The sequence below is a fragment of the Bacillus sp. FJAT-45350 genome (assembly GCF_002335805.1).
Taxonomy (GTDB): Bacteria; Bacillota; Bacilli; order Bacillales; family NISU01; genus FJAT-45350.
This window is the reverse complement of record NZ_NISU01000003.1, coordinates 108,864-129,505: the sequence shown is the minus strand read 5'-3', so window position 1 is coordinate 129,505 and position 20,642 is coordinate 108,864. Positions and strand designations below refer to the sequence as shown.

Genomic DNA, 20,642 nt, shown 5'->3' with positions numbered 1-20,642 from the left:
ACAGACATCCATAGCGCTATTAAAGAAGCAACAGCTTCGCTAATTACTTAAAGGTTAGAGAAAAAATATAAACCACCCTTTTTCACTAATCTTTTTAAACAAAGCAAAAAAATGCCAGGCACAGTTTCCCATGCCTGACACATTTATTTTTTAATTATTGTTCGATTGTTACATTTTGTAGTTGATATACAGCTGAAGCATCTGCCCAGAATCCTTTAACTTCATTGCGTACACCCATAATTGACTCTGGGTGATAAAGGAATGCCATTGGTACTTCCTCGTTTAAGTAATTAACTGCATCAACGTACATTTGTAGACGAGTAGCCTCATCTTGCTCAACACGAGCTTCAGTAATGATTTGGTCAAACGTCTCATCTAAGAAGAATGATCTGTTACCAACACCAGCACTGTTAGAGTGGAATAACATGTGCATTGGATAGTCTGCATCCATTGTCCCAAGTGATAGACCTAAGATAAACATACCGTCGTACTCTCCAGCACCTGTCATATCAAGGTAAGCTCCCCACTCAACAACTTCGATTTCAGCTTCAATACCAATTTCTCTTAAATCTGCTTGAATGATTTCTGCATTATCCATTCTTTCACGGTTATCATTTGTGTAAATAGTTGTGCTGAATCCATCTGCATATCCAGCTTCAGCTAATAATTCTTTCGCTGCTTCAACATCACGCTCGATAACATTTACTTGGTCACTGTAACCCCATTGTGTATCATTGATTGGTCCAATTGCTTTTTCACCAATACCATCTAAAACTCCATCAACCATTGTATCTTTGTTAATTGTTTTTGCAACTGCCATACGTACTCTTGCATCATCAAATGGTGCTTTCTGATTGTTAAAGCCCATATATGTTACTGTCGCACGATTTCTTTGGTATGCATGGATACCATCTGTGTTTTCTACACGTGAAAGATCACTTACTTGAACTGGGTCAATAATGTGAGCTCCACCCGTTTCTAATTCAGCTAAACGTGTTAAATCTTCAGGAATAACTTTAAATGTTACTGAATCTACTTTTGCATTGTCGCCCCAGTATCCGTCAAAGTTTGTTATGTGGATTTCTGTACCTGGATTCCAGCTAACAAATTCGAAAAATCCAGTTCCGACAGGATTTTCATTAATATACGTACCATGCTGTGCACCAGCTTCTACAGCAGCATAATCTTCTTCAATTGAACCTAAGCTTACAATACTTGCTGAGTAATGAGCAAAGTGTGCAGGAAGTGGAGCAAACGGCTCCTCCATTACAAACTGAATTGTGTGGTCATCTACAACAACAATCTCTTCAACTAGTTCAACTAGCATACGACGTGGAGAAGCAAGCTCCTCGTCTAGTAAACGTTCAACGTTAGCTTTTACAACTTCTGCGTTAAAATCAGTACCATCATGGAACTGAACACCTTCACGAAGCTTGAATTCCCAAACTTGTTCTTCAACCGGTTCCCAGCTTTCAGCAAGTAAAGGCTCTAACTCCATATCTTCATTAAATTTTGTTAACGTTTCGAACATATTTACTTGGATAACCCCTGATGGTACATCACTTGAAATATGTGGATCCAATGAAGTAGCATCAGAAAGTACACCTACAATTAGGTCTCCCCCGCCTGCAACTTCCTCAGTCGATGTGTCTCCATCTGTTTCTGGTTCTTGTTCACTGCTTACATCTGAATCGTTCGAACAGCCAACTAGCATCAATGACGCTACAATCGAAAATACACCTGCTCTTAAAAACTTACTTTTAACCATGATGTGCCCCCTTGTTTTTTTGTTTTACTCAGACTTTTTTCTAAGTAAAAAAATGATAGAAAGAAGAAATATCTTCTAGTTTTTTAGCTACTCTATTACAAACAAGAAACTAAAAAACAAAACTACTAAACTACCACATTTTAATCATTAGAGAAAAATCCGGATGTTTTGTTACGTTTTGATTACAACGAAACAAAACTGATACATATAAAATTACTATATTCTAATATATTTGTAAAGACTGAAAATTTATATATTAAAAAAATTTTGAATTATACTATATTAATAAATGTTATTAAAAAACATATGAAGTTAGACTTATCTAATTAATTGACAAGTATCGAGTTAATTTTCTACTATATTATCTTAATTAACAAAACACTTTTTGAAGCTAAGATAAAAGCAAAAAAACGTACCCCGATAGGATACGCTCTTCTATAAATATTTTTATTTTTGTCCCTTTTTAATTTGCTTACTTCTTAACTGACCACATGCAGCATCAATGTCTGTTCCATGCTCTTGTCTAACGACACAATTAATCCCTTTCTTTTTTAACGTGTCATAAAATGCTAGTACAGACTCTTTATCACTTCTTTGATACTGGTCATGTTCATCAACAGGATTATATGGAATTAAGTTTACATATGCAAGATGGCGCTTATTACCGATTAAAGCTGCAAGCTCGAGAGCTTGTTCCTTCTGATCGTTGACACCTTTTAGTAAAATGTACTCCAACGTAATTCTTCTATTTGTTGTCTCCACATAATAATTGATTGCCTCCATCAACTTCTCTAGTGGAAAAGCCCTGTTAATTTTCATAATTCGTGTTCTAAGCTCATTATTTGGAGCATGCAATGAAATAGCTAAGTTAACCTGTAGTTTTAAATCAGCAAATTCATAAATTTTATCAACAAGACCACTCGTTGATACTGTAATATGTCTCGCACCAATAGCAAGTCCCTTTTGATCCTTAATTACCTCTAAAAAGTCTACAAGGTTTTCAAAATTATCAAATGGCTCACCAATTCCCATTACAACTACATGACTTACTCTTTCATCTTCTCCTACACTATCTAAATGATGTTGAACATTCATAATCTGCTCTACAATTTCACCACTTGATAAGTCACGGCTTTTTGTTAATAATCCACTTGCACAAAAACTACATCCGATATTACAGCCTACTTGTGTTGTTACACAAACAGAAAGACCATATTTATGTCTCATCAATACTGTTTCAATTAAATTACCATCTTCTAATTTAAATAGAAACTTAATTGTTCCATCAGAAGATTCCTGTTTAATGTGTAACTCTAATGTTTGAATGACGTAGTTTGCTTCTAATAACTCACGACAATCCTTATTCACATTCGTCATTTCAGCGAATGACGTAACTCTTTTCTTGTATAGCCAGTCCCACACCTGTGATGCTCGGAACTTTTTATGCCCATATCCCTCAAGCCAAGACGTCAATTGTTCTAATGTTAATCCATAAATGGATTCTTTATTCATTGGTTACCCTCATTTCAACACTTTAAAATTCTACCTTATTTTACTCAAAGTAGCCTTAACAATCAATTGGTATACATTTGAACTAGAATATTTCTTTTCCGTTTGTTTAATAATATTATCTAAAAAAAATAAGAATATGTCTTTTGGGTATAAACATATAATCAAATGTATGGTAAAGTATAAAACAAGAAAACCTATTAAACAAAGGAATTAATCATATTATATTGTACACTCCATAAAGACATTTATGTTTTTGAGAAGAACACTACAATTGTATTTTTACCAATTGAGGAGGAATAAATGTGTCAAGCATAGTATTAGATCGCTTTTTAAAAGAAAATATTTCTGATTTGAAATCAAAAGGGTTATTTAATGAAATAGACCCACTACAAAGTGCAAACGGACCTAAAATAACAATTAACGGAAATACCTTAATTAACTTATCATCAAATAATTACTTAGGATTAGCAACAGACGACCGACTAAAGGAAGTGGCTTCAAAGGCAATAAAAGAGTTCGGTGTAGGGGCTGGTGCTGTTCGTACAATAAACGGAACATTAGACCTTCACGTAAAGTTAGAAGAGAAAATCGCTGAATTTAAACATACTGAGGCAGCAATTGCTTATCAATCAGGATTTAATTGTAATATGGCAGCTATTTCTGCTGTGATGGATAAGAATGATGCAATTCTATCTGATGAGTTAAACCACGCTTCTATTATTGATGGATGTCGTCTTTCAAAAGCAAAAATTATTCGCGTGAATCATTCAGATATGGACGATTTAAGAGCAAAGGCAAAGGCAGCAAAGGAATCAGCTCTATATAACAAAATCATGGTCATTACTGACGGCGTATTCTCAATGGATGGTGACATTGCTAACTTACCTGAAATCGTGAAAATTGCTGAGGAGTTTGACTTAATTACGTACGTTGATGATGCACATGGATCTGGTGTATTAGGGAAAGGCGCTGGAACTGTTAAGCATTTTGGCCTTTCTGATAAAGTTGATTTCCAAATCGGTACATTATCAAAAGCAATTGGTGTCGTAGGTGGTTATGTTGCTGGAAAGAGCGAGTTAATTGAGTGGTTAAAAGTTAGAAGTAGACCTTTCTTATTCTCTACATCTTTACCGCCAGCTGATATTGCTGCGTGTATTCGAGCAATTGAGATTTTAATGGAAAGCACAGAACTGCATGACCGCCTATGGGAGAACGGAGACTATTTAAAGAAAGGTTTAAAGGAACTTGGCTTTAACATAGGTGATAGTGAAACACCAATTACTCCTTGTATTATTGGGGAAGAAAAGCTAACACAGCAGTTTAGTAAGAGACTATTTGAAGAAGGTGTCTACGCTAAATCCATAGTTTTCCCTACAGTCCCACAAGGTACAGGACGTGTACGTAACATGCCAACAGCAGCACATACAAAAGAAATGTTAGATGAAACAATAGCTATATATGAAAAAGTCGGAAAAGAATTAGAAATAATATAGGAATTTTCTCGGTTAAATGTAATGTGAGAATAAGCAAAAATAGAAATTACATCAGGGAGAAACTGGAGGAATTGATATGAAGAAAATCTTAATTACTGGTTCTTTAGGTCAGATTGGTTCAGAACTTACATCTAAAATGAGAAATATTTACGGTGCTGAAAATGTAATAGCTACTGATATTAGAAATAATGATAGTGATGTTGTTCATTCTGGTCCATTTGAAATTTTAGATGTGACTGACGGAAAGGCAATGTTTCAAGTAGCAAAGAAATATCAAGTAGATACAGTTATTCATTTAGCAGCACTATTATCAGCAACTGCTGAAAAAAATCCACTACTAGCTTGGAATTTAAATATGGGTGGTCTAGTTAACGCTCTTGAGGTTGCAAGAGAACTGGATTGCAAATTTTTCACACCTAGTTCTATTGGTGCATTTGGACCATCAACACCTAAAGATCAAACACCACAAGATACGATCCAACGTCCTACAACGATGTATGGAGTAAACAAAGTTTCTGGAGAACTACTTTGTGACTATTACTATCAGAAATTTGGAGTCGATACGCGAGGACTTCGCTTCCCAGGGTTAATCTCCTATGTTGCTCCACCAGGTGGAGGAACAACTGATTATGCATTAGATATTTACTATAGTGCGATTGAAAAATCTCATTATACATCATATATTGCAAAGGGTACTTACATGGATATGATGTATATGCCCGATGCATTAAATGCTGTCATCAAATTAATGGAAGCTAATCCAACTAAGTTAATCCATCGTAATTCTTTTAATGTAACAGCAATGAGCTTTGATCCTGAGGAAATTGCGGCTGAGATTCGCAAGCATATTCCTACCTTCACTCTTGACTATCAAGTAGACCCGGTTAGACAATCAATAGCTGAGAGTTGGCCAAATGCTATCGATTGCTCAGCTGCTAAAGCAGAGTGGGGTTTCAAAGCTGATTATGACCTTACAAAAATGACAGAGGATATGTTACAGAAGCTTAAACAGAAGCTTGTATTAGCATAAATTTTAGTAAGGGTGATTTAGTATTAAAACTAAATCACCCTTACTTTATATAAAAAAACTTCATTTAGTTACCAATTTATCATAAAATTACAAATATTTTAAATTATTTTATTTTTTATTTTTATTTGATTTACAAGCTATTGCCCTTTATCCTTATAATTACCAGCTTTATATTTTTAATTTTTGGAATTCTTTTTATATTACAAATGTGATGAGGAGGAGATGAATTTGAACACGAACAAAAATCGTTGGTTAATTGCCTTATCTGCTATTGCAATCCATTTGTCAATTGGTGCTGCATACGCTTACAGTGTCTACACAAACCCAATTAGAGACACGATGGGTTGGTCAACAACTGAAATTACGATAGCGTTTACATTTATGATGGCGCTTGCAGGGATTGCTGCTGCATTCTTTGGACCCTTTGTTGAAAAGCACGGACCGAGAAAGTCAGCAATGCTCGCTGCTGTACTCTTTGGTTTAGGCCAAGCTGGCTCAGGGATTGCAATTGCCATTGACTCTCAACTATTGTTTCTTCTCACGTATGGGATTGCTAGTGGACTTGGAATGGGACTTGGATACATTTCACCAGTTTCTACCTTAGTTAAATGGTTCCCAGATCGTAGAGGTCTTGCAACAGGGATGGCGGTTATGGGATTTGGTGCTGGTGCATTAATTACTGCTCCAATCGCAGCAAACCTAATGCAATCTATAGGGATTTCAGCTACATTCTATATTTTAGGTGCTAGTTACTTTATCTTCATGATGTTAGGTGCTTCTTATATTGCTCCACCTCCTGAAGGTTGGATGCCAGCTACTATGAAAAAAGATATTGCATCTGGTAAAAAAGTAATTAAGAAGGACTTATCTCAGCTTACTGCGAGAGAAGCTGTAAGAACAAGACGCTTCTGGATGTTATGGACTATGATGCTTATAAACACGACAGCCGGAATTATGATGATTTCAGTAGCCTCACCAATGGCACAAGAAGTTGTAGGTCTATCTGCAGCAGCTGCAGCTACGATGGTTGGACTTATGGGAATATTCAATGGTGGTGGCAGACTTGGATGGGCAGCGATTTCCGATTACATAGGACGTCCGACAGTGTTCATGATCTTTTTCATTCTACAAATCATTGCATTTATTACATTCCCGGCTATAACAAATATTTTAATATTCCAGGCATTAATTTTTATTGTTGTCAGCTGTTATGGTGGAGGATTTTCAAATTTACCTGCCTATATTGGAGATTTATTCGGAACAAAGCAACTAGGTGCAATACATGGTTACTTACTTACAACTTGGTCAATTGGCGGTATTTTAGGACCTCTATTAGTTTCCCAAATTAGAGAAAGAACAGAAAGCTATATTCCAGTATTCTACGTATTCTCTGGTTTAATTATCTTTGCTCTACTTGTTTCAGTCTTAATTCAGTTAGACATTAAAAAAGTAGAAAAGGAAACTGCACAAAACCAACAAGAAGGTATTGCATAATAAATTCTTTTTCCTGAATTCATATAGCTGAGCGAGCGCTCTTCTTAAATGTAAGCCTTTTCTTTTATTACATCCAACTATCAATACGAAAAGAGTGTGTCTCCACTATTATGAAGACACACTCTTTTTTCTACTATTTTCTTGTAATCATTTTCGTTAAAAACTTTTCAACTTCAACAATGATAAAGATACCTATTCCCATTGCGAATGGAACAATCCAGTATTTCATTTCAATTGGTGCTGTCCCAAAGATTGTATTCATAAACGGAACATAGATAATCATGAACTGTAAAAGCAATAATGCCGCTGAAACGATAAATACAGCCTTATTTGAAAAGAAATCCCGATTAAATGGAGATTCACTTTCACTTCTACAATTAAATAAATACAGAAGCTGTAAAATGACTATCGTATGTAGCGTTATCGTATTCGCTACCGCTTGTTCATACCCTCTATTAATGAGGTCAATATTCATTAATAGTGTGGCACCTCCAATGAGTAATGACACAAATCCAATTCGGAAAATATAATATCCACTTAACAAAGGAGTATTTAATGGCCTTGGTGGTTTATTCATCGTCCCTTTTTCTAATTGTTCAAAAGCAAGAGCTAAAGATAGTGTGACTGCAATGACCATATTGACCCAAAGAATTTGAACAGGAGTTAATGGCATTGTCATTCCAAGCAAAATACTTGCCATTACTAGAAATGCCTGTGCACCATTTGTAGGCAAAATAAATAAAATCGTTTTCTTTAAGTTATCATATACTCTTCTTCCTTCTTGTACAGCATTTACAATTGTTTTGAAATTATCGTCCACGAGAATCATTTGGGATGCATCCTTAGCAACCTCAGTCCCTTTAATCCCCATCGCAACACCAATATCTGCTCGTTTAAGGGCAGGGGCATCATTAACACCATCACCCGTCATTGCACATATATGACCGTTTTCTTGTAAAGCTGTCACAAGTTGTAACTTATTCGCTGGGCTTGTTCTAGCAAAGACATCATACGTATTAACTGCCTCTGCAAGCTCATTAACGGACATCTGATCGATATCTTTTCCTTCTAAAGCTAATTCACCGTTCCCAATTCCTAATTGCTTTCCAATTGCCATTGCTGTATCTTTATGATCTCCAGTAATCATTTTAACTTTTATCCCTGCTTTTGCACATTCATTGATGGCAATAACAGCCTCTTCTCTTGGAGGGTCAATAATTCCTGTTAATCCTAATAAAACAACACCCTTTTTTAAATCCTCATGGTCAATTGAAGTAACATCAGAAGATACTTTTTTATAAGCGGCTCCAATTACTCTCTGACCTGTACTAGCAAACTCACTAACCTTGCCTTCCCAATAACCCCGATCAAATGCCGAATCAACATCCGAGCTTACCATATTAAATAAACGGTCTGGGGCTCCTTTAATATATATGATTTTCTCGCCCCTATTTTCAACTAGAGTTGCCATATATTTATATTCGGAATCAAAGGGAATCTTTGATTGAACATCAAATTTTTCTATCGTTGTGTTTGCTTTTTCTACTAATGTTAGCAAACAGCCTTCCGTTGGTTCACCGATAATTACCCACTGATCATCTTCGTTTTTTCGTAAGCTAGCATCATTACAAGTATTAACACATGTTAGCATTTCTTTAAGGAATGGTTCCTCATCTACATTTACTTGCTTACTAGCTTTTACTATCTTTCCTTCTGGTGAATAGCCTGTGCCAGTAATATCATATTGTTCATTCTTAGTTACAACTGATGTTACTGTCATTTCATTTTTTGTTAACGTTCCTGTTTTATCCGAGCAAATAACAGATACGGCTCCTAGCGTTTCAACGGATGGAAGATTACGTACTATCGCTTTTTTGCCTGCCATATTTTGCACACCTAAGGCTAAAATAATTGAAACAATAGCAGGTAACCCCTCAGGTATCGCAGCCACTGCAAGACCAATAACAGAAAGAAGCAACTCTCCAGCAGGATAATCTCGTAAAAAATAGCCAAAGCCATACATAAAAATAGCAGCTACTAGAATAACAAGTGCGACCATCTTTCCAAAGTTATCCGTTTGCTTTATTAGAGGTGTTTTAAGCACTTCAACTTCAGATATCGATTTATTAATTTTTCCTAGCTCTGTATCTTTCCCAGTAGCAGTGACGATCCCTACTCCTGTTCCCGATGCAACAGATGTTCCTGAAAAGACCATATTTATACGATCCCCAAGGACCGTATTATCAGGAAGCTTTGCAGGGTTCTTTTGAACGGCTGTAGATTCCCCAGTGAGTGCTGATTCTTCTACCTTTAAATTCTCACATTTAATTACTCTTATATCTGCTGGTATTTTTATTCCTGCACTAAGAATAACGATATCTCCCGGAACTATTTGGTTAGAATCGACTTCACTTCTTTTTCCATCCCTAATGACATTTGCTTTTAATGACAACATTTTCTTGATTCCATTTAATGCTTTTTCAGCTTTATTTTCTTGAAGAAAGCCGATAAACGCATTGACGACTGCTACCATCACAATTACTGCTGTATCGATATAATGACCTAGAACACCAGTAATAATGGCTGCTGCTAACAGGACATAAATGAGGACATCGTTAAAATGTTTCAAGAACTTAACGAGGGAAGATTCTTTCTTTGCCTCTGGAAGCTCATTAACCCCATAATCTTCTAATCTTTTGGAAATCTCGTGTTCTTGAAGACCATTTGAAAGGTCAGTAGCTAATTCTTTAATGACCGTGTCGATATCAAGGTTATACGACTTATTTTGTTGATTTTCTTCATTATCCATCGTCCGTGACTCCTTCCATTGTTAATCTAATGAAGCTAAGGGAGTGTTCACTATAAGTATAAACCTTAAAGTAACATTTATCGCGTTAGACTAACAATTGTACGAAAATCTATACAACCATTTAAATAGCTGAATGAGTAGCGCAACGAAAAAGAACAGCATTAATTGAAAAAGAACAGGGCTCAGTTCACACTCACTCCCTGTTCTTCTTTTATTTATGATTTGTTACTTATATTTTTATTACTATCGAGTATTAATTGTTTAATTTCTTGAATATCTTTCCTTAGCTCTTGATTTTCTTTGGATACTCTCTCCATTTGTTCCTCACGAATCGCTTCGTCATCTTGACCTAAGTAGCTTAAAATCACAGCAACTACAAGGTTTAAAATAACTAAAGCACCAATGATGATAAATGAGACAAAGTAAGCCCAAGCCCATGGGATTTCATTAATTATCGGTCTAGCAACCTGACTCGCCCATGATTCAAATGTAACAACTTGCATCAACGTAAATAATGCAGTATGAAAGCTTCCGAAAAACTCATACGGAAGTACTTCACTGAAAAATGTCGTTCCAATAATGGCATAAATAGAGAATAGTAAAACTGATAATCCCAAAATCCCTATTAAAGCTGGTACAGATTTCATTAATGAATCGATTATTTTTCGTAGTGCCGGAATAGCTGGGATCATTCTTATTAAGCGTAATACCCTTATTAACCTTAGAACACTTACAAAAGGAGTCGAGTAAAATACTAAACTCGCTACAACAATACTAAAATCAAATAGATTCCACCTATCTGAAAAATACCCTTTGAAACCAAGACCAATTATCTTTAAAAATAGCTCTATTACAAAAATCCATACAATAATTTGATCTAGAACTAGTAATATACTATTTCCAGTCAAATATGTCTCGGTAACAATAATTAGACCGTTTAAGAGAATAATCGCAATGACAATCGGTTGAAAATATTTATGTTCTACTAATTGTCTAACTTTCGTTCTCAGTGAACCATTATTACTATTCAATTCTACTTGAGGTTCCATTTTGTCAACCCTTCTATCATTTTTGTCATACCTTCTATTATATCAGGTTACTTTAGGAGTTAAGTTATTAACATTGTAATTACTATATTGTAAATAATGACAATATTATGAACGGCGGCATAAACTCCTTAAACTTTTATCTGTTCAAGGAGTTAGTATCTATAAACCAATAGACACATCAATTTGTACAAGTTCTGACCTAGAGCCTATTCGTATAGGCGGTCCCCAAAATCCATATCCAGATGATACGATGGAATGGAGTTGATCCACCTTCAAAAGGCCCCAGTTATTTTTGTAAATCTGACTTGTAATAAGATTTCCTGGAAATACTTGTCCAAGATGAGTGTGTCCTGAGAGAACCAGGTCAATTCCTTGTTGCTGAGCAATATCCAAATCATATGGCTGATGCTCTAAAAGAATGACTGGTTTTGAACTATCTATTCCCTCTGTTAAAGTAGCAAGTTCTTTTCGTTCAGAATCACTAAAGTCTCTTCTTCCAATTAAAATAATATCATCATTAACTGTGATAACTTCATCATATAATACTTTCAGTTCGCCTCTTTCCAGCGTATTTATTAATTCTTCAATAGGCCCATTATGCCTATCATGATTACCCAAAGAAACATATACCCCATATGGCGCGTTGATTTGCGCTAAAATATTATCAATTCCTTGATTCATAAAATGATCAATTTCATCATCGACAATATCCCCAGGAAATACTACGATATCAGGTGCAAGCGCATTAATACTATTGACCATTCGTTTCGCATGGTTTTTACCAGAAAGTAATCCAAAATGCATATCAGACGCCATGACAATTGATAATTGTTCTGTCGCTAGAGTATTTTTCTCAATTTGAATGTCATAGCTTTGCACCCTAGGACTATAAGCATTAAATACTCCAAAGGTAACTAATGATAAAATCAGTCCTAAAGTAATAATTTTAGGCCATTTTTCAAGATGATACTTAGGTAAGGGAGTATACCGCAAAATCCAAACACTTAAATGCATTAATGGTAAAATAATAACCAATAAATAAAATAAAGCCATCCAAAAAGTACCTATGAGATGCAAAATTACATTTTCAAATAATCTCCCTAATACAAAAGAAAGAGAAACAATTGTTAAACTAATAATATAAAGGAGTTTAATCCTCCATGAGATTTCACTCTCTACCCTAGACTTCACCCATCCCCAACCACTCCAACCTATATAAAGGACAAGAACTCCATAAACTAAAAGAAATAGTATTCCATAAATAAGCACAGACTAGCTCTCCAATCTTTCCTATAGATTTACGAATGTTATGCTTATACTATGCAATTATTACTAAAGTTAACCTACAAAGACAATTTAAATGAATTCTTTTATATTAGGCTTCTTATGACTAGTCAATAGAGCTAAAAAAAAGCATAAACCCACCAATATGGCGATTTATGCTTTCACTAAGTTACCTTTTTTTTTCTGATTTTCATTTACTTTATCTGTTAGGCCTAGCGTCTGTTCTGTTGAAGCATGTAATTCTTTGATAAGGTCTGGGTTATTCACTAGTGATAATCCATAAGAAGGAATCATCTCTTTGATTTTTGGTTCCCACTCTTCCTTATGTTCAGGGAAACATCTGTTAATTACCTCAAGCATGACAGAAACAGCAGTTGACGCACCCGGAGACGCTCCTAACAATGCTGCAATCGAGCCATCTTCAGCAGTAATTACTTCCGTACCAAATTGAAGAGTTCCTTTACCAGCTTCGGTATCTTTAATAACTTGAACACGTTGACCTGCTACGATTAAATCCCAATCCTCACTTTTTGCATTCGGGATAAATTCACGCAGCTCTTCCAAACGCTGTTCTTTCGATAACATCACTTGTTGAATTAGATATTTCGTCAATGGCATTTCTTTTGCTCCTGCCGCTAACATAGTAAAGACATTATTCGGCTTTACCGACGATACTAAATCCAACATTGACCCTTCTTTTAAGAACTTTGGTGAGAAACCAGCAAATGGCCCAAAAAGTAACGATTTTTTATTGTCAATATATCTTGTATCAAGATGCGGGACAGACATTGGTGGAGCACCAACCTTAGCTTTTCCATAAACCTTCGCATGATGCTGCGCTACGACATCTGGATTATTACACGACATAAATATTCCACTTACTGGGAATCCTCCAATTTGTTTTCCTTCAGGAATACCGGATTTTTGCAGTAAATGTATGCTTCCTCCACCGCCACCGATAAAAACAAATTTTGCAGTGTGATATTCACTACTACCAATACTGTCATCATGTACTTTCACTTTCCATGAGCCGTCGCTATCACGTTTAATATCCTGAACAGTATGTTTGTACTTGATGTCAACGTCTTTGTTCTTTAAGTGGTCAAACAACATGCGCGTTAAAGCACCAAAATTAACATCAGTTCCAGAATCAATTTTTGTTGCTGCTATCGGTTCATTAGAAACTCTGTCTTGCATAATAAGTGGAATCCATTCAGCTAGCTTTTCTGGTTTGTCTGAAAACTCCATTCCTTCAAACAAAGGATTTTTTGACATTGCTTCAAAACGATTCTTTAAAAAAGTAACATTTTGTTCCCCTTGTACAAAGCTCATATGAGGCAATGACATAATAAAGTCTTGTGGACTACTTATCAACTTACGATTCACAAGATAAGACCAGAACTGCATTGACTCCTGAAACTGTTCATTAATTTTAATAGCTTTACTTATATCTACAGAACCATCCGGTTTTTGGTTCGTGTAGTTAAGTTCACACAATGCTGCATGCCCCGTTCCAGCATTATTCCATTCGTTAGAGCTTTCCTCTCCTGCTTTTGAAAGCTTCTCAAATACTGTAATTTTCCAGTCCGGTACTAGTTCTTTCAGAAGAACCCCCAAAGTTGCACTCATAACACCGGCACCAATTAAGATTACGTCTGTGTTGGTTTGTCTGTTACTCATTTTAACCTTCCTTATCACCTAAGATTTGCAGAAAGGATGTAAGCGCCACAGCAAGCCAGGACGCGACCTATTCACACATCTTTTCTGGATCAATTATATCATGATCATAGTCTATCACTATAATCATAATATTAAAAGATTTATTTACTGTTATATGATAGTTAAAAGGTGTTTAAAAGCTGATAATTTTCAGTGTTGAGCCCACCTGTACTGTTACAGTTTAAAAACAAAAACACCGTCTAGAAGCCCCTAAGAACTAACAAAAAACCAAAGTCATTACCCATTTTATTATAAAGGGTTTGACTTTGGTTTCACTTTATATTTATGCCATATTTTCAGTCTACATAACTTATAAATTACTTAGGCATTCCTTAGACCATAATTATACGCCACCATATTCAAGCATTTAGTCAAGGTCTACTTATTCATTTTATCTAAAAAATCACCTAGGAGGTCTTGAAGATTATCTTCTGTTTCTTCGTCTTCCTTTTCGGTTTCAGGTTGTTCTTGTCTTATCTCTTCCCAATTAAAGTCACTTAAATCATCATCGATTATTTCTAAATCATTAGTTGAAGCTACCTCTTCAGTAGAATTTAACTGGTTGTCATCCTCGAAGGGTTCTTTAGGAACAGTAATGTCTAAATCCTCCTGTAAGTACAACACACGATCAATATCCAAGGAATTACTATTAAAGGAAGCAAGTAATGCAGTAGAACGAACTGGGTCTGTTAATAGTTGATAAACAATATTTCCTATTAAGGCTTCCGAATGTTCATGCTTTAACCAGTCTCGTTGTGACTTACTTAGTTTATGGGGAAGTGGAATTGTAATCGTTTCCCGTTCTTTCACATTAGAGCTTACAACTCCTTGCATTACAAACTCTGCAATTTTACTTGAAAAATTTCTTCTTTCTGTTTCCTTTAACCTTTGCAAGTGCTTTAATAAATGGTCAGGTGTATCTGAAGGGACCCGGAAAGAAATTGCTTGGCCCCTCTTAATTTCAACCTGGTTAGAGTTTTTCATAAAATCACCTTAGCTCTTTGTAGGCTCTTTGACCGCATTTTGCTTCTCTACTTTTCTCGTGTAGTCGGTAATTAACTTATAATAAGCATTTGCCATCATCCATATACTTTCTTTTTCATCTTCAAAGAAATCAATATTATAACCATCAAGACTGTTATTTAAAGCTTTAATATACTCCTTTAAAACGATGGAGCCGCCACCTACAAAATAACAGATTTCTGTTTGAGAATTCTTCTGCCATGTATTACGTAATAATCGATATTGTTTCTTAGCTAAATCAAGAAGTATGCGATCCGTAATATCATGGACACTTGTCCTACTTCCTTTAACCATTATATGATTTCGATCATTTTTCTTAGTAATTATTTCAACAACATCTCTACGGCTATCTAATTCAATGCCGTGTTTCTTTCTAATTTCTTCTCTTATCTCTTCTAGTGACTCTGATACACCAAGATTAAACCCTTGAGCCTTATCATCATCAACGTTTCGATTCTTAATAACAGCAATATCCGTCGATAACCCACCAATGTCTTGGATTAATATTCTTTTATCAATTAAATCCCTATTAATAACTTTTAGATTACTATCCATTACTAAATTAATGTAAGCTGCAAATCCCTCTGGATATACCTTTACTTCATCAAACTTTATATTTACTTTTAACCCCTGGTACTTCGGAGTTACTAAAAATTCTACTTGATGGACAGACCCTATTAATTTTGAACGATACCCAGCATCCCTACCCTCTTTAACTTCACGAAGAGGAAGACCAGTTCCTACCGTATAATTTGCATCTACCACATTGTTTGTTTTTTTGAAAATGTCTCGATTTTCCTCTCTTACTGCATCTAATGCCAATGTTGTCAGAAGCATCACTAACGTTTGATCTTCTTCTGACTTACTGCTACCAGGGTCTAATTCCGTCGCATTATGACTTTTTGTTGCTAGAACGCCAACTCGATAAATAACATTATTTTCTTTCAATGCTGGAGAATGTACTTTTACATGAATTCCATCTAGAGGATCTTTATTATCTAATTCTTCTATTCCAATTACCGGACGGTCTTCCGTATCTCTAGCAATAATGTTAGGAATATTTAACTCGTAATCTAATTCTCCTAAAATTGCCTTAATAGAATCATTTCCAACATCAATAGCTGCCACTCTTGATTTGACCATAAAATATCATCCCTTTTTCGCTTATTTTAATCATTATGTATAATCTCATTCCTTATTATAAGGTTAAAGGGTATTAATAGATACTGCAATACACTTAGAGAAAAGAAATATAACTGTAAACTTGTAAACTTTTTGCAACACTTTGTAAACAATAATGTAAACGTCCATTACAACATTGTACACATATTGTAATCACAGTATGTAAACATGATTGTGTACACGTAAACGTATTTGTATTCATTACGTTTACGTATTGTAAACTAGTAAACGTAATTTGTATGCACGAAAATACGTTAGAAAAAATCACCATGAACCAAAAAAAAGGCCCCTCCTAATCTAATTAAACTCTCTTTACTCCCTCTCCCCTAATATTGATTATAGCCATTGAAATGTACCACCTCTGACATAGTAGTTACCACCAAATGACAAGAAGTGTACCAAAGAATGACAGGTAGTTTACCACTGCACTCCTATTGATTATGGGGTAACCCTTGCTGCGCAGCACGTTTATTTCCTTTATAGATAAAATAAAGAGCAATAATCATAAACAGTAATGCAAAATAACGTTTCATATCTAAAGGAATGACTAAACTATTGAACCAGCCGAAATTGTCAGTAACAATGCCGATTACAAGCCAACCATAATGTTCAATCACCATACTCATCACTAATTGACCAATAATGACTGCAACCATAGTTATTCCGACACAACAAATGGAACACTAATCACAATAGATGTTAAATAAACAACCCCCAAGACACCACCAAGTAATGTCCATATAGGTGCTTCAATCGCATAGGAAAGTTTACCTTTTCCAAAGAAAAGCCATAATAATCCGAGGATGATTGAACCCACAAAGAAGTTATAAAAACTTGTTTCGAGCTTTCCTATCGTTTTCCCTAATTCACCGTAAATAGCTCCTTCAAAAATAAGCGCTGCCCCTGCTAATAACGCTAATATATATGAGATGTAACGCATTAAATGAATCCCTCCTGAGTTCATTATCTTTATTTTTAGATATCTAGAATAATCGATATATTATTTTATAAAAAAAACAGAAATCAACCAACTCAGATTTCTGTTTTAAGATATTCAGCAAATTGACGAATGACTTCTTCGTTTCTTCGATAGTACGTCCACTGACCATAACGAACAGATTCAAGAAGACCAGCTTTCTGCATCATATTTAAGTAGTAAGATACCGTAGATTGAGAAGCTTCGGCTTTTTCTTGAATGACTCCTACACATACTCCCCCTTTATAACTTACCTCCTTTGGCAGGTGAGCGCCTTGTTTAGGGAAATGCTTCTCTGGTTCCTTCAGCCACTGTAAAATGTTAAGTCTAGTTTTGTTTGATAACACCTTAAATACATCGATTGGTTCCATAGTTGTTATTATATATCGATTTTTTTTCGATATGTCAATTAGCACAGGTTAGGTGTATTACCTAAGTTTACTTATTACAAATCATTCATCTAAATTAGGCATGGCTTACTTAACTAACTGGGTCCTAATGTTGAAGAAGAAAGACGAAACAAAGACCATTTGCTGCACAGTATACTGTGCAATAGCAAAATGATATTCCACAAATAGCACGCCTGATGTAAAACCAAAGTCTAAATCCTCGTTAAAGATAAGGAGGATTAGGCTTTTTCAATCGTTGACGTTTTTCTATCGGTAAACAAGTTGGCATCAAGTGGTAAATTTATCGGAAAGTGATGGTAAAGAAATAGCATAGATGGTAAATTGTTATTCTTATGGCTGTAATCAAATATTAAAAAAGACCCTCGCTAGCTGCTTCAACGGGACCGATGCTATTTACATTATTACTCACTTTATTCTCATTACTCCCCTTAAAATAATGGGCACTTACGTATAGGTAATAAAGCACGAAAAATATGAAAAAAAAGGTGAATATGTATGGTTGGTGAAACAGTAAAAAAGTATCGTATGGAAAAAGGGTTATCTCTCTCTAAACTTGCAGAACTTGCAGATGTAGACAAAACCTATTTAATCTCCATTGAAAGAAACCTTTACTTAAATTCCTCTATGCAATTTCTAGAAAGAATCTCGTCTACGTTAGGAGTCTCCAGTGATAGAATGTTAGCTGAGAGCCCATTATTACCATCTGATGCTGCATGGGACGATATCATATCTGAAGCACTAGAGATGGGACTAACAACAGAAGAATACATTGGTTTTCTTGAATTTACAAAACAACAACGCTCTATAACAAGAAAACAACAACTTCCAATTAAACAGTATTTAAAGAAATTTATAGAGAAAAAACTTGGACCCCCGGTATCGCTTCAGTCTTAACCATCGGTAATAGAAAGTAAAAAAGTGATGATAATGGATACCAAAATGGAAAAGTTGATTGAAGGACTAAATGAAGACTTAGCTAATGAATATGCTGCAAGTATTATGTATACGAATAATGCAGCAGTTGTATCTGGTTTATATCGACACGCATTAAAGACTCTCATAGCGAACCACCTATTTAAGTTTTAGAAGTGGAACGAAAGCTGGAGCTCATTATAAATGAGCCCCAGCTTACATTACTGTTTTTATTTTTTCTGCTTCATCTTTTACTCTTTTATAGGACATTAAACCACCTACTGCTATTCTTAATCCAACAGAAATTCCTCCTAAGACTATTCTTCCACCAGCTATCCCATATCCACCAGTTGATTTAGGTCCGCAACCTAACTTAGCTTAAGTTGCATTAGTAGCAGCCACACCCTAATTAACAGCAATTCAAAGCTTGCTTTATTAAACACTGTTTATCCAAGTCTTCTTACTAAAAAAACAACAAACAGGTGACCAATTGAGTCATCTTTCACACATGGTACTACTATAAAAAAATCTATCTTATTTATTATAGATAATCTTCGGTCACTTATGATACGATTCTCCGTGATTTATTTAAATGAGGTTTTTGATTCGCTCTTCAAAATAAGGTATATTTGATACGCGGATAAACAATTATCAAACTTAAGGTCGTGATTAACATGCGAATTAATAAATATGTTAGTGAAGCTGGAAAAGCATCTAGGCGAGGTGCGGACAAGTTAATTAAAGAAGGCAGAGTCACAATCAATGGAAAACGTGCACAAATAGGCGATCAAGTCGAGCCTGGGGATGATGTCATAGTAAATGGAGCACCAGTTCGAGTCGCTAGAAATAATGTCTATATTGCCTTAAATAAACCTGTAGGTATTACAAGTACAACAGAAAAGAAAGTAAAAGGAAATATTATTGATTTAGTGAATCATCCGTTAAGAATTTTTAATATTGGGCGACTAGATAAAGATTCAGAGGGCTTAATACTCCTAACAAACGATGGTGATATCGTCAATGAAATTTTACGTGCCGAAAATAAACATGAAAAAGAATATATCGTTTCAGTAAACAAGCCGCTCACTCCTGAATTTGTAAAGAACATGTCTGAAGGGGTAAAGATATTAGGAACAAAAACACTTCCTTGTGACGTAAGACCGTTATCAAAATTTGATTTTCAAATTACTTTAACACAAGGGTTAAATCGCCAAATTCGTCGCATGTGCGAAGAGTTAGGCTACGAAGTCTACAGACTACAAAGAATTCGGATTATGAATATCCATTTAGGGAATCTTCCTCCTGGACAATGGAGAGATTTATCAAAAAAAGAGCGCACACAATTATTTACAGAACTAGACTATGAACCAAAGGAATGGTAAGGGTGGGCTGTGAACTTGTATAGAGTTTTAAATTGATTTGCAGATAGGAGGGCTATGCATTCCTAAATAAGCATGCCCTTCACTCTCTCCTCTCACTGAAAAGTAAGACTGCCCAATCAATCCTTCTATTTCAGTGAGAAGCAGCTTTCATCCTAGCTATTAAAAAGGAGCTGGCTTTTATACGTAAAAGTAGTGTTTTCTTACTCATTCTTACTATCACAATTTTTATTGCTATTTTTTTTGAGATTCTAGGTAATCAACATTCCATTTCATCTGGCGATATATACGCTCTTATTGAAGCAGAGGAAATACAAATTGATTTAACAACACTAGCTGTTTTTGAATGGGATAACGTCCATGTATTTGGACCTTATACAACGGGGCAAATGATTGAAGACTCCACTGGGATTAAATTTCTATTTGGTGGAATTGATGTCATGGAAACTCAATTCTTATTAGTATTTGCAAAAGGGGAAAAACCGAAAAAAATGATTTACCTTTCAAGACAATATGGTGATTATAAAGTCGTAGAAAATAAATTTTTAGTTATCGAGGAAAATTTTTATTAATAATTAAATTGGAAACCACCCAAAATGTTG

Annotated in this window: 15 protein-coding genes and 2 pseudogenes; 7 read left to right on the top strand and 10 right to left on the bottom strand. The window is 35.2% G+C overall.

The features are described 5' to 3' along the window. Positions 1-154 precede the first annotated feature (154 nt). A complete protein-coding gene (locus tag CD003_RS19690; RefSeq protein WP_096202968.1) occupies positions 155-1,768 on the bottom strand; it encodes a glutathione ABC transporter substrate-binding protein in 1,614 nt (537 codons plus the stop codon). Between the two features lie 447 nt (positions 1,769-2,215). Then, positions 2,216-3,280: a 23S rRNA (adenine(2503)-C(2))-methyltransferase RlmN gene (gene rlmN, locus CD003_RS19685; RefSeq protein ID WP_096202967.1), complete on the bottom strand. Its 1,065-nt coding sequence runs from the start codon at positions 3,278-3,280 to the stop codon at positions 2,216-2,218. Positions 3,281-3,582: 302 nt separating this feature from the next. Here rlmN and CD003_RS19680 point away from each other — a divergent pair, with 302 nt between their 5' ends. From CD003_RS19680 to CD003_RS19670, 3 genes are all read left to right on the top strand, one after another. Next, on the top strand, positions 3,583-4,773 hold the full coding sequence (locus CD003_RS19680) for a glycine C-acetyltransferase (protein WP_096202966.1): 1,191 nt from the start codon (positions 3,583-3,585) through the stop codon (positions 4,771-4,773). 76 nt (positions 4,774-4,849) lie between these two features. Further along, positions 4,850-5,803, top strand: coding sequence for an L-threonine 3-dehydrogenase (locus CD003_RS19675; RefSeq protein WP_096202965.1), 954 nt, complete (start codon positions 4,850-4,852; stop codon positions 5,801-5,803). Between the two features lie 228 nt (positions 5,804-6,031). After that, on the top strand, positions 6,032-7,297 hold the full coding sequence (locus CD003_RS19670; protein WP_257008403.1) for an L-lactate MFS transporter: 1,266 nt from the start codon (positions 6,032-6,034) through the stop codon (positions 7,295-7,297). Between the two features lie 133 nt (positions 7,298-7,430). Here CD003_RS19670 and CD003_RS19665 read toward each other — a convergent pair whose 3' ends face one another. The 8 genes and pseudogenes from CD003_RS19665 to CD003_RS19630 all read right to left on the bottom strand — a co-directional run bounded on the left by CD003_RS19665 (position 7,431) and on the right by CD003_RS19630 (position 17,710). Continuing rightward, entirely contained in the window at positions 7,431-10,106 is a 2,676-nt protein-coding gene (locus tag CD003_RS19665; protein WP_096202963.1) for a cation-transporting P-type ATPase, read from the bottom strand. A gap of 215 nt (positions 10,107-10,321) precedes the next feature. Then, entirely contained in the window at positions 10,322-11,155 is an 834-nt protein-coding gene (locus CD003_RS19660) for an ion transporter (RefSeq protein ID WP_096202962.1), read from the bottom strand. Between the two features lie 159 nt (positions 11,156-11,314). Further along, positions 11,315-12,424 (bottom strand): metallophosphoesterase, encoded by a 1,110-nt coding sequence (locus CD003_RS19655; RefSeq protein WP_096202961.1) that lies wholly within the window; start codon positions 12,422-12,424, stop codon positions 11,315-11,317. Between the two features lie 168 nt (positions 12,425-12,592). Next, entirely contained in the window at positions 12,593-14,119 is a 1,527-nt protein-coding gene (locus tag CD003_RS19650; protein WP_096202960.1) for a malate:quinone oxidoreductase, read from the bottom strand. Positions 14,120-14,536: 417 nt separating this feature from the next. Continuing rightward, positions 14,537-15,142 carry a hypothetical protein gene (locus CD003_RS19645; RefSeq protein ID WP_096202959.1) on the bottom strand — a complete coding sequence of 202 codons (606 nt, stop codon included), beginning with the start codon at positions 15,140-15,142 and terminating at the stop codon, positions 14,537-14,539. Positions 15,143-15,151: 9 nt separating this feature from the next. Further along, positions 15,152-16,324 (bottom strand): ParM/StbA family protein, encoded by a 1,173-nt coding sequence (locus tag CD003_RS19640; RefSeq protein WP_096202958.1) that lies wholly within the window; start codon positions 16,322-16,324, stop codon positions 15,152-15,154. Positions 16,325-16,794: 470 nt separating this feature from the next. Beyond that, a pseudogene (locus tag CD003_RS19635) lies at positions 16,795-17,303 on the bottom strand (DMT family transporter). A gap of 92 nt (positions 17,304-17,395) precedes the next feature. Beyond that, the gene (locus CD003_RS19630; RefSeq protein WP_096203123.1) at positions 17,396-17,710 is read right to left on the bottom strand and encodes an ArsR/SmtB family transcription factor; all 315 of its coding nucleotides are present in this window, start codon (positions 17,708-17,710) and stop codon (positions 17,396-17,398) included. A gap of 534 nt (positions 17,711-18,244) precedes the next feature. Between CD003_RS19630 and CD003_RS19625 the strand changes: the two genes are divergently transcribed. From CD003_RS19625 to CD003_RS19610, 4 genes and pseudogenes are all read left to right on the top strand, one after another. After that, a complete protein-coding gene (locus CD003_RS19625) occupies positions 18,245-18,643 on the top strand; it encodes a helix-turn-helix domain-containing protein (protein WP_096202957.1) in 399 nt (132 codons plus the stop codon). 33 nt (positions 18,644-18,676) lie between these two features. After that, positions 18,677-18,802: pseudogene (locus tag CD003_RS19620) on the top strand (ferritin-like domain-containing protein); the annotation flags it as partial. A 533-nt stretch (positions 18,803-19,335) separates the two neighbouring features. Continuing rightward, a complete protein-coding gene (gene rluF / locus CD003_RS19615) occupies positions 19,336-20,043 on the top strand; it encodes a 23S rRNA pseudouridine(2604) synthase RluF (protein ID WP_096202956.1) in 708 nt (235 codons plus the stop codon). Positions 20,044-20,429: 386 nt separating this feature from the next. Next, complete coding sequence (locus tag CD003_RS19610) at positions 20,430-20,612, top strand: hypothetical protein (protein WP_096202955.1); 183 nt, start codon at positions 20,430-20,432, stop codon at positions 20,610-20,612. Positions 20,613-20,642 lie beyond the last annotated feature (30 nt).

What these genes read in the sequence shown, in the direction of transcription:
- CD003_RS19640 (WP_096202958.1), bottom strand. Translation starts at nt 16,324, where the DNA reads ATGGTCAAATCAAGAGTGGCAGCTATTGATGTTGGAAATGATTCTATT.
- CD003_RS19690 (WP_096202968.1), bottom strand. Translation starts at nt 1,768, where the DNA reads ATGGTTAAAAGTAAGTTTTTAAGAGCAGGTGTATTTTCGATTGTAGCG.
- CD003_RS19650 (WP_096202960.1), bottom strand. Translation starts at nt 14,119, where the DNA reads ATGAGTAACAGACAAACCAACACAGACGTAATCTTAATTGGTGCCGGT.
- CD003_RS19675 (WP_096202965.1), top strand. Translation starts at nt 4,850, where the DNA reads ATGAAGAAAATCTTAATTACTGGTTCTTTAGGTCAGATTGGTTCAGAA.
- CD003_RS19630 (WP_096203123.1), bottom strand. Translation starts at nt 17,710, where the DNA reads ATGGAACCAATCGATGTATTTAAGGTGTTATCAAACAAAACTAGACTT.
- CD003_RS19660 (WP_096202962.1), bottom strand. Translation starts at nt 11,155, where the DNA reads ATGGAACCTCAAGTAGAATTGAATAGTAATAATGGTTCACTGAGAACG.
- CD003_RS19625 (WP_096202957.1), top strand. Translation starts at nt 18,245, where the DNA reads ATGGTTGGTGAAACAGTAAAAAAGTATCGTATGGAAAAAGGGTTATCT.
- CD003_RS19645 (WP_096202959.1), bottom strand. Translation starts at nt 15,142, where the DNA reads ATGAAAAACTCTAACCAGGTTGAAATTAAGAGGGGCCAAGCAATTTCT.
- CD003_RS19610 (WP_096202955.1), top strand. Translation starts at nt 20,430, where the DNA reads ATGATTGAAGACTCCACTGGGATTAAATTTCTATTTGGTGGAATTGAT.
- rluF (WP_096202956.1), top strand. Translation starts at nt 19,336, where the DNA reads ATGCGAATTAATAAATATGTTAGTGAAGCTGGAAAAGCATCTAGGCGA.
- CD003_RS19665 (WP_096202963.1), bottom strand. Translation starts at nt 10,106, where the DNA reads ATGGATAATGAAGAAAATCAACAAAATAAGTCGTATAACCTTGATATC.
- rlmN (WP_096202967.1), bottom strand. Translation starts at nt 3,280, where the DNA reads ATGAATAAAGAATCCATTTATGGATTAACATTAGAACAATTGACGTCT.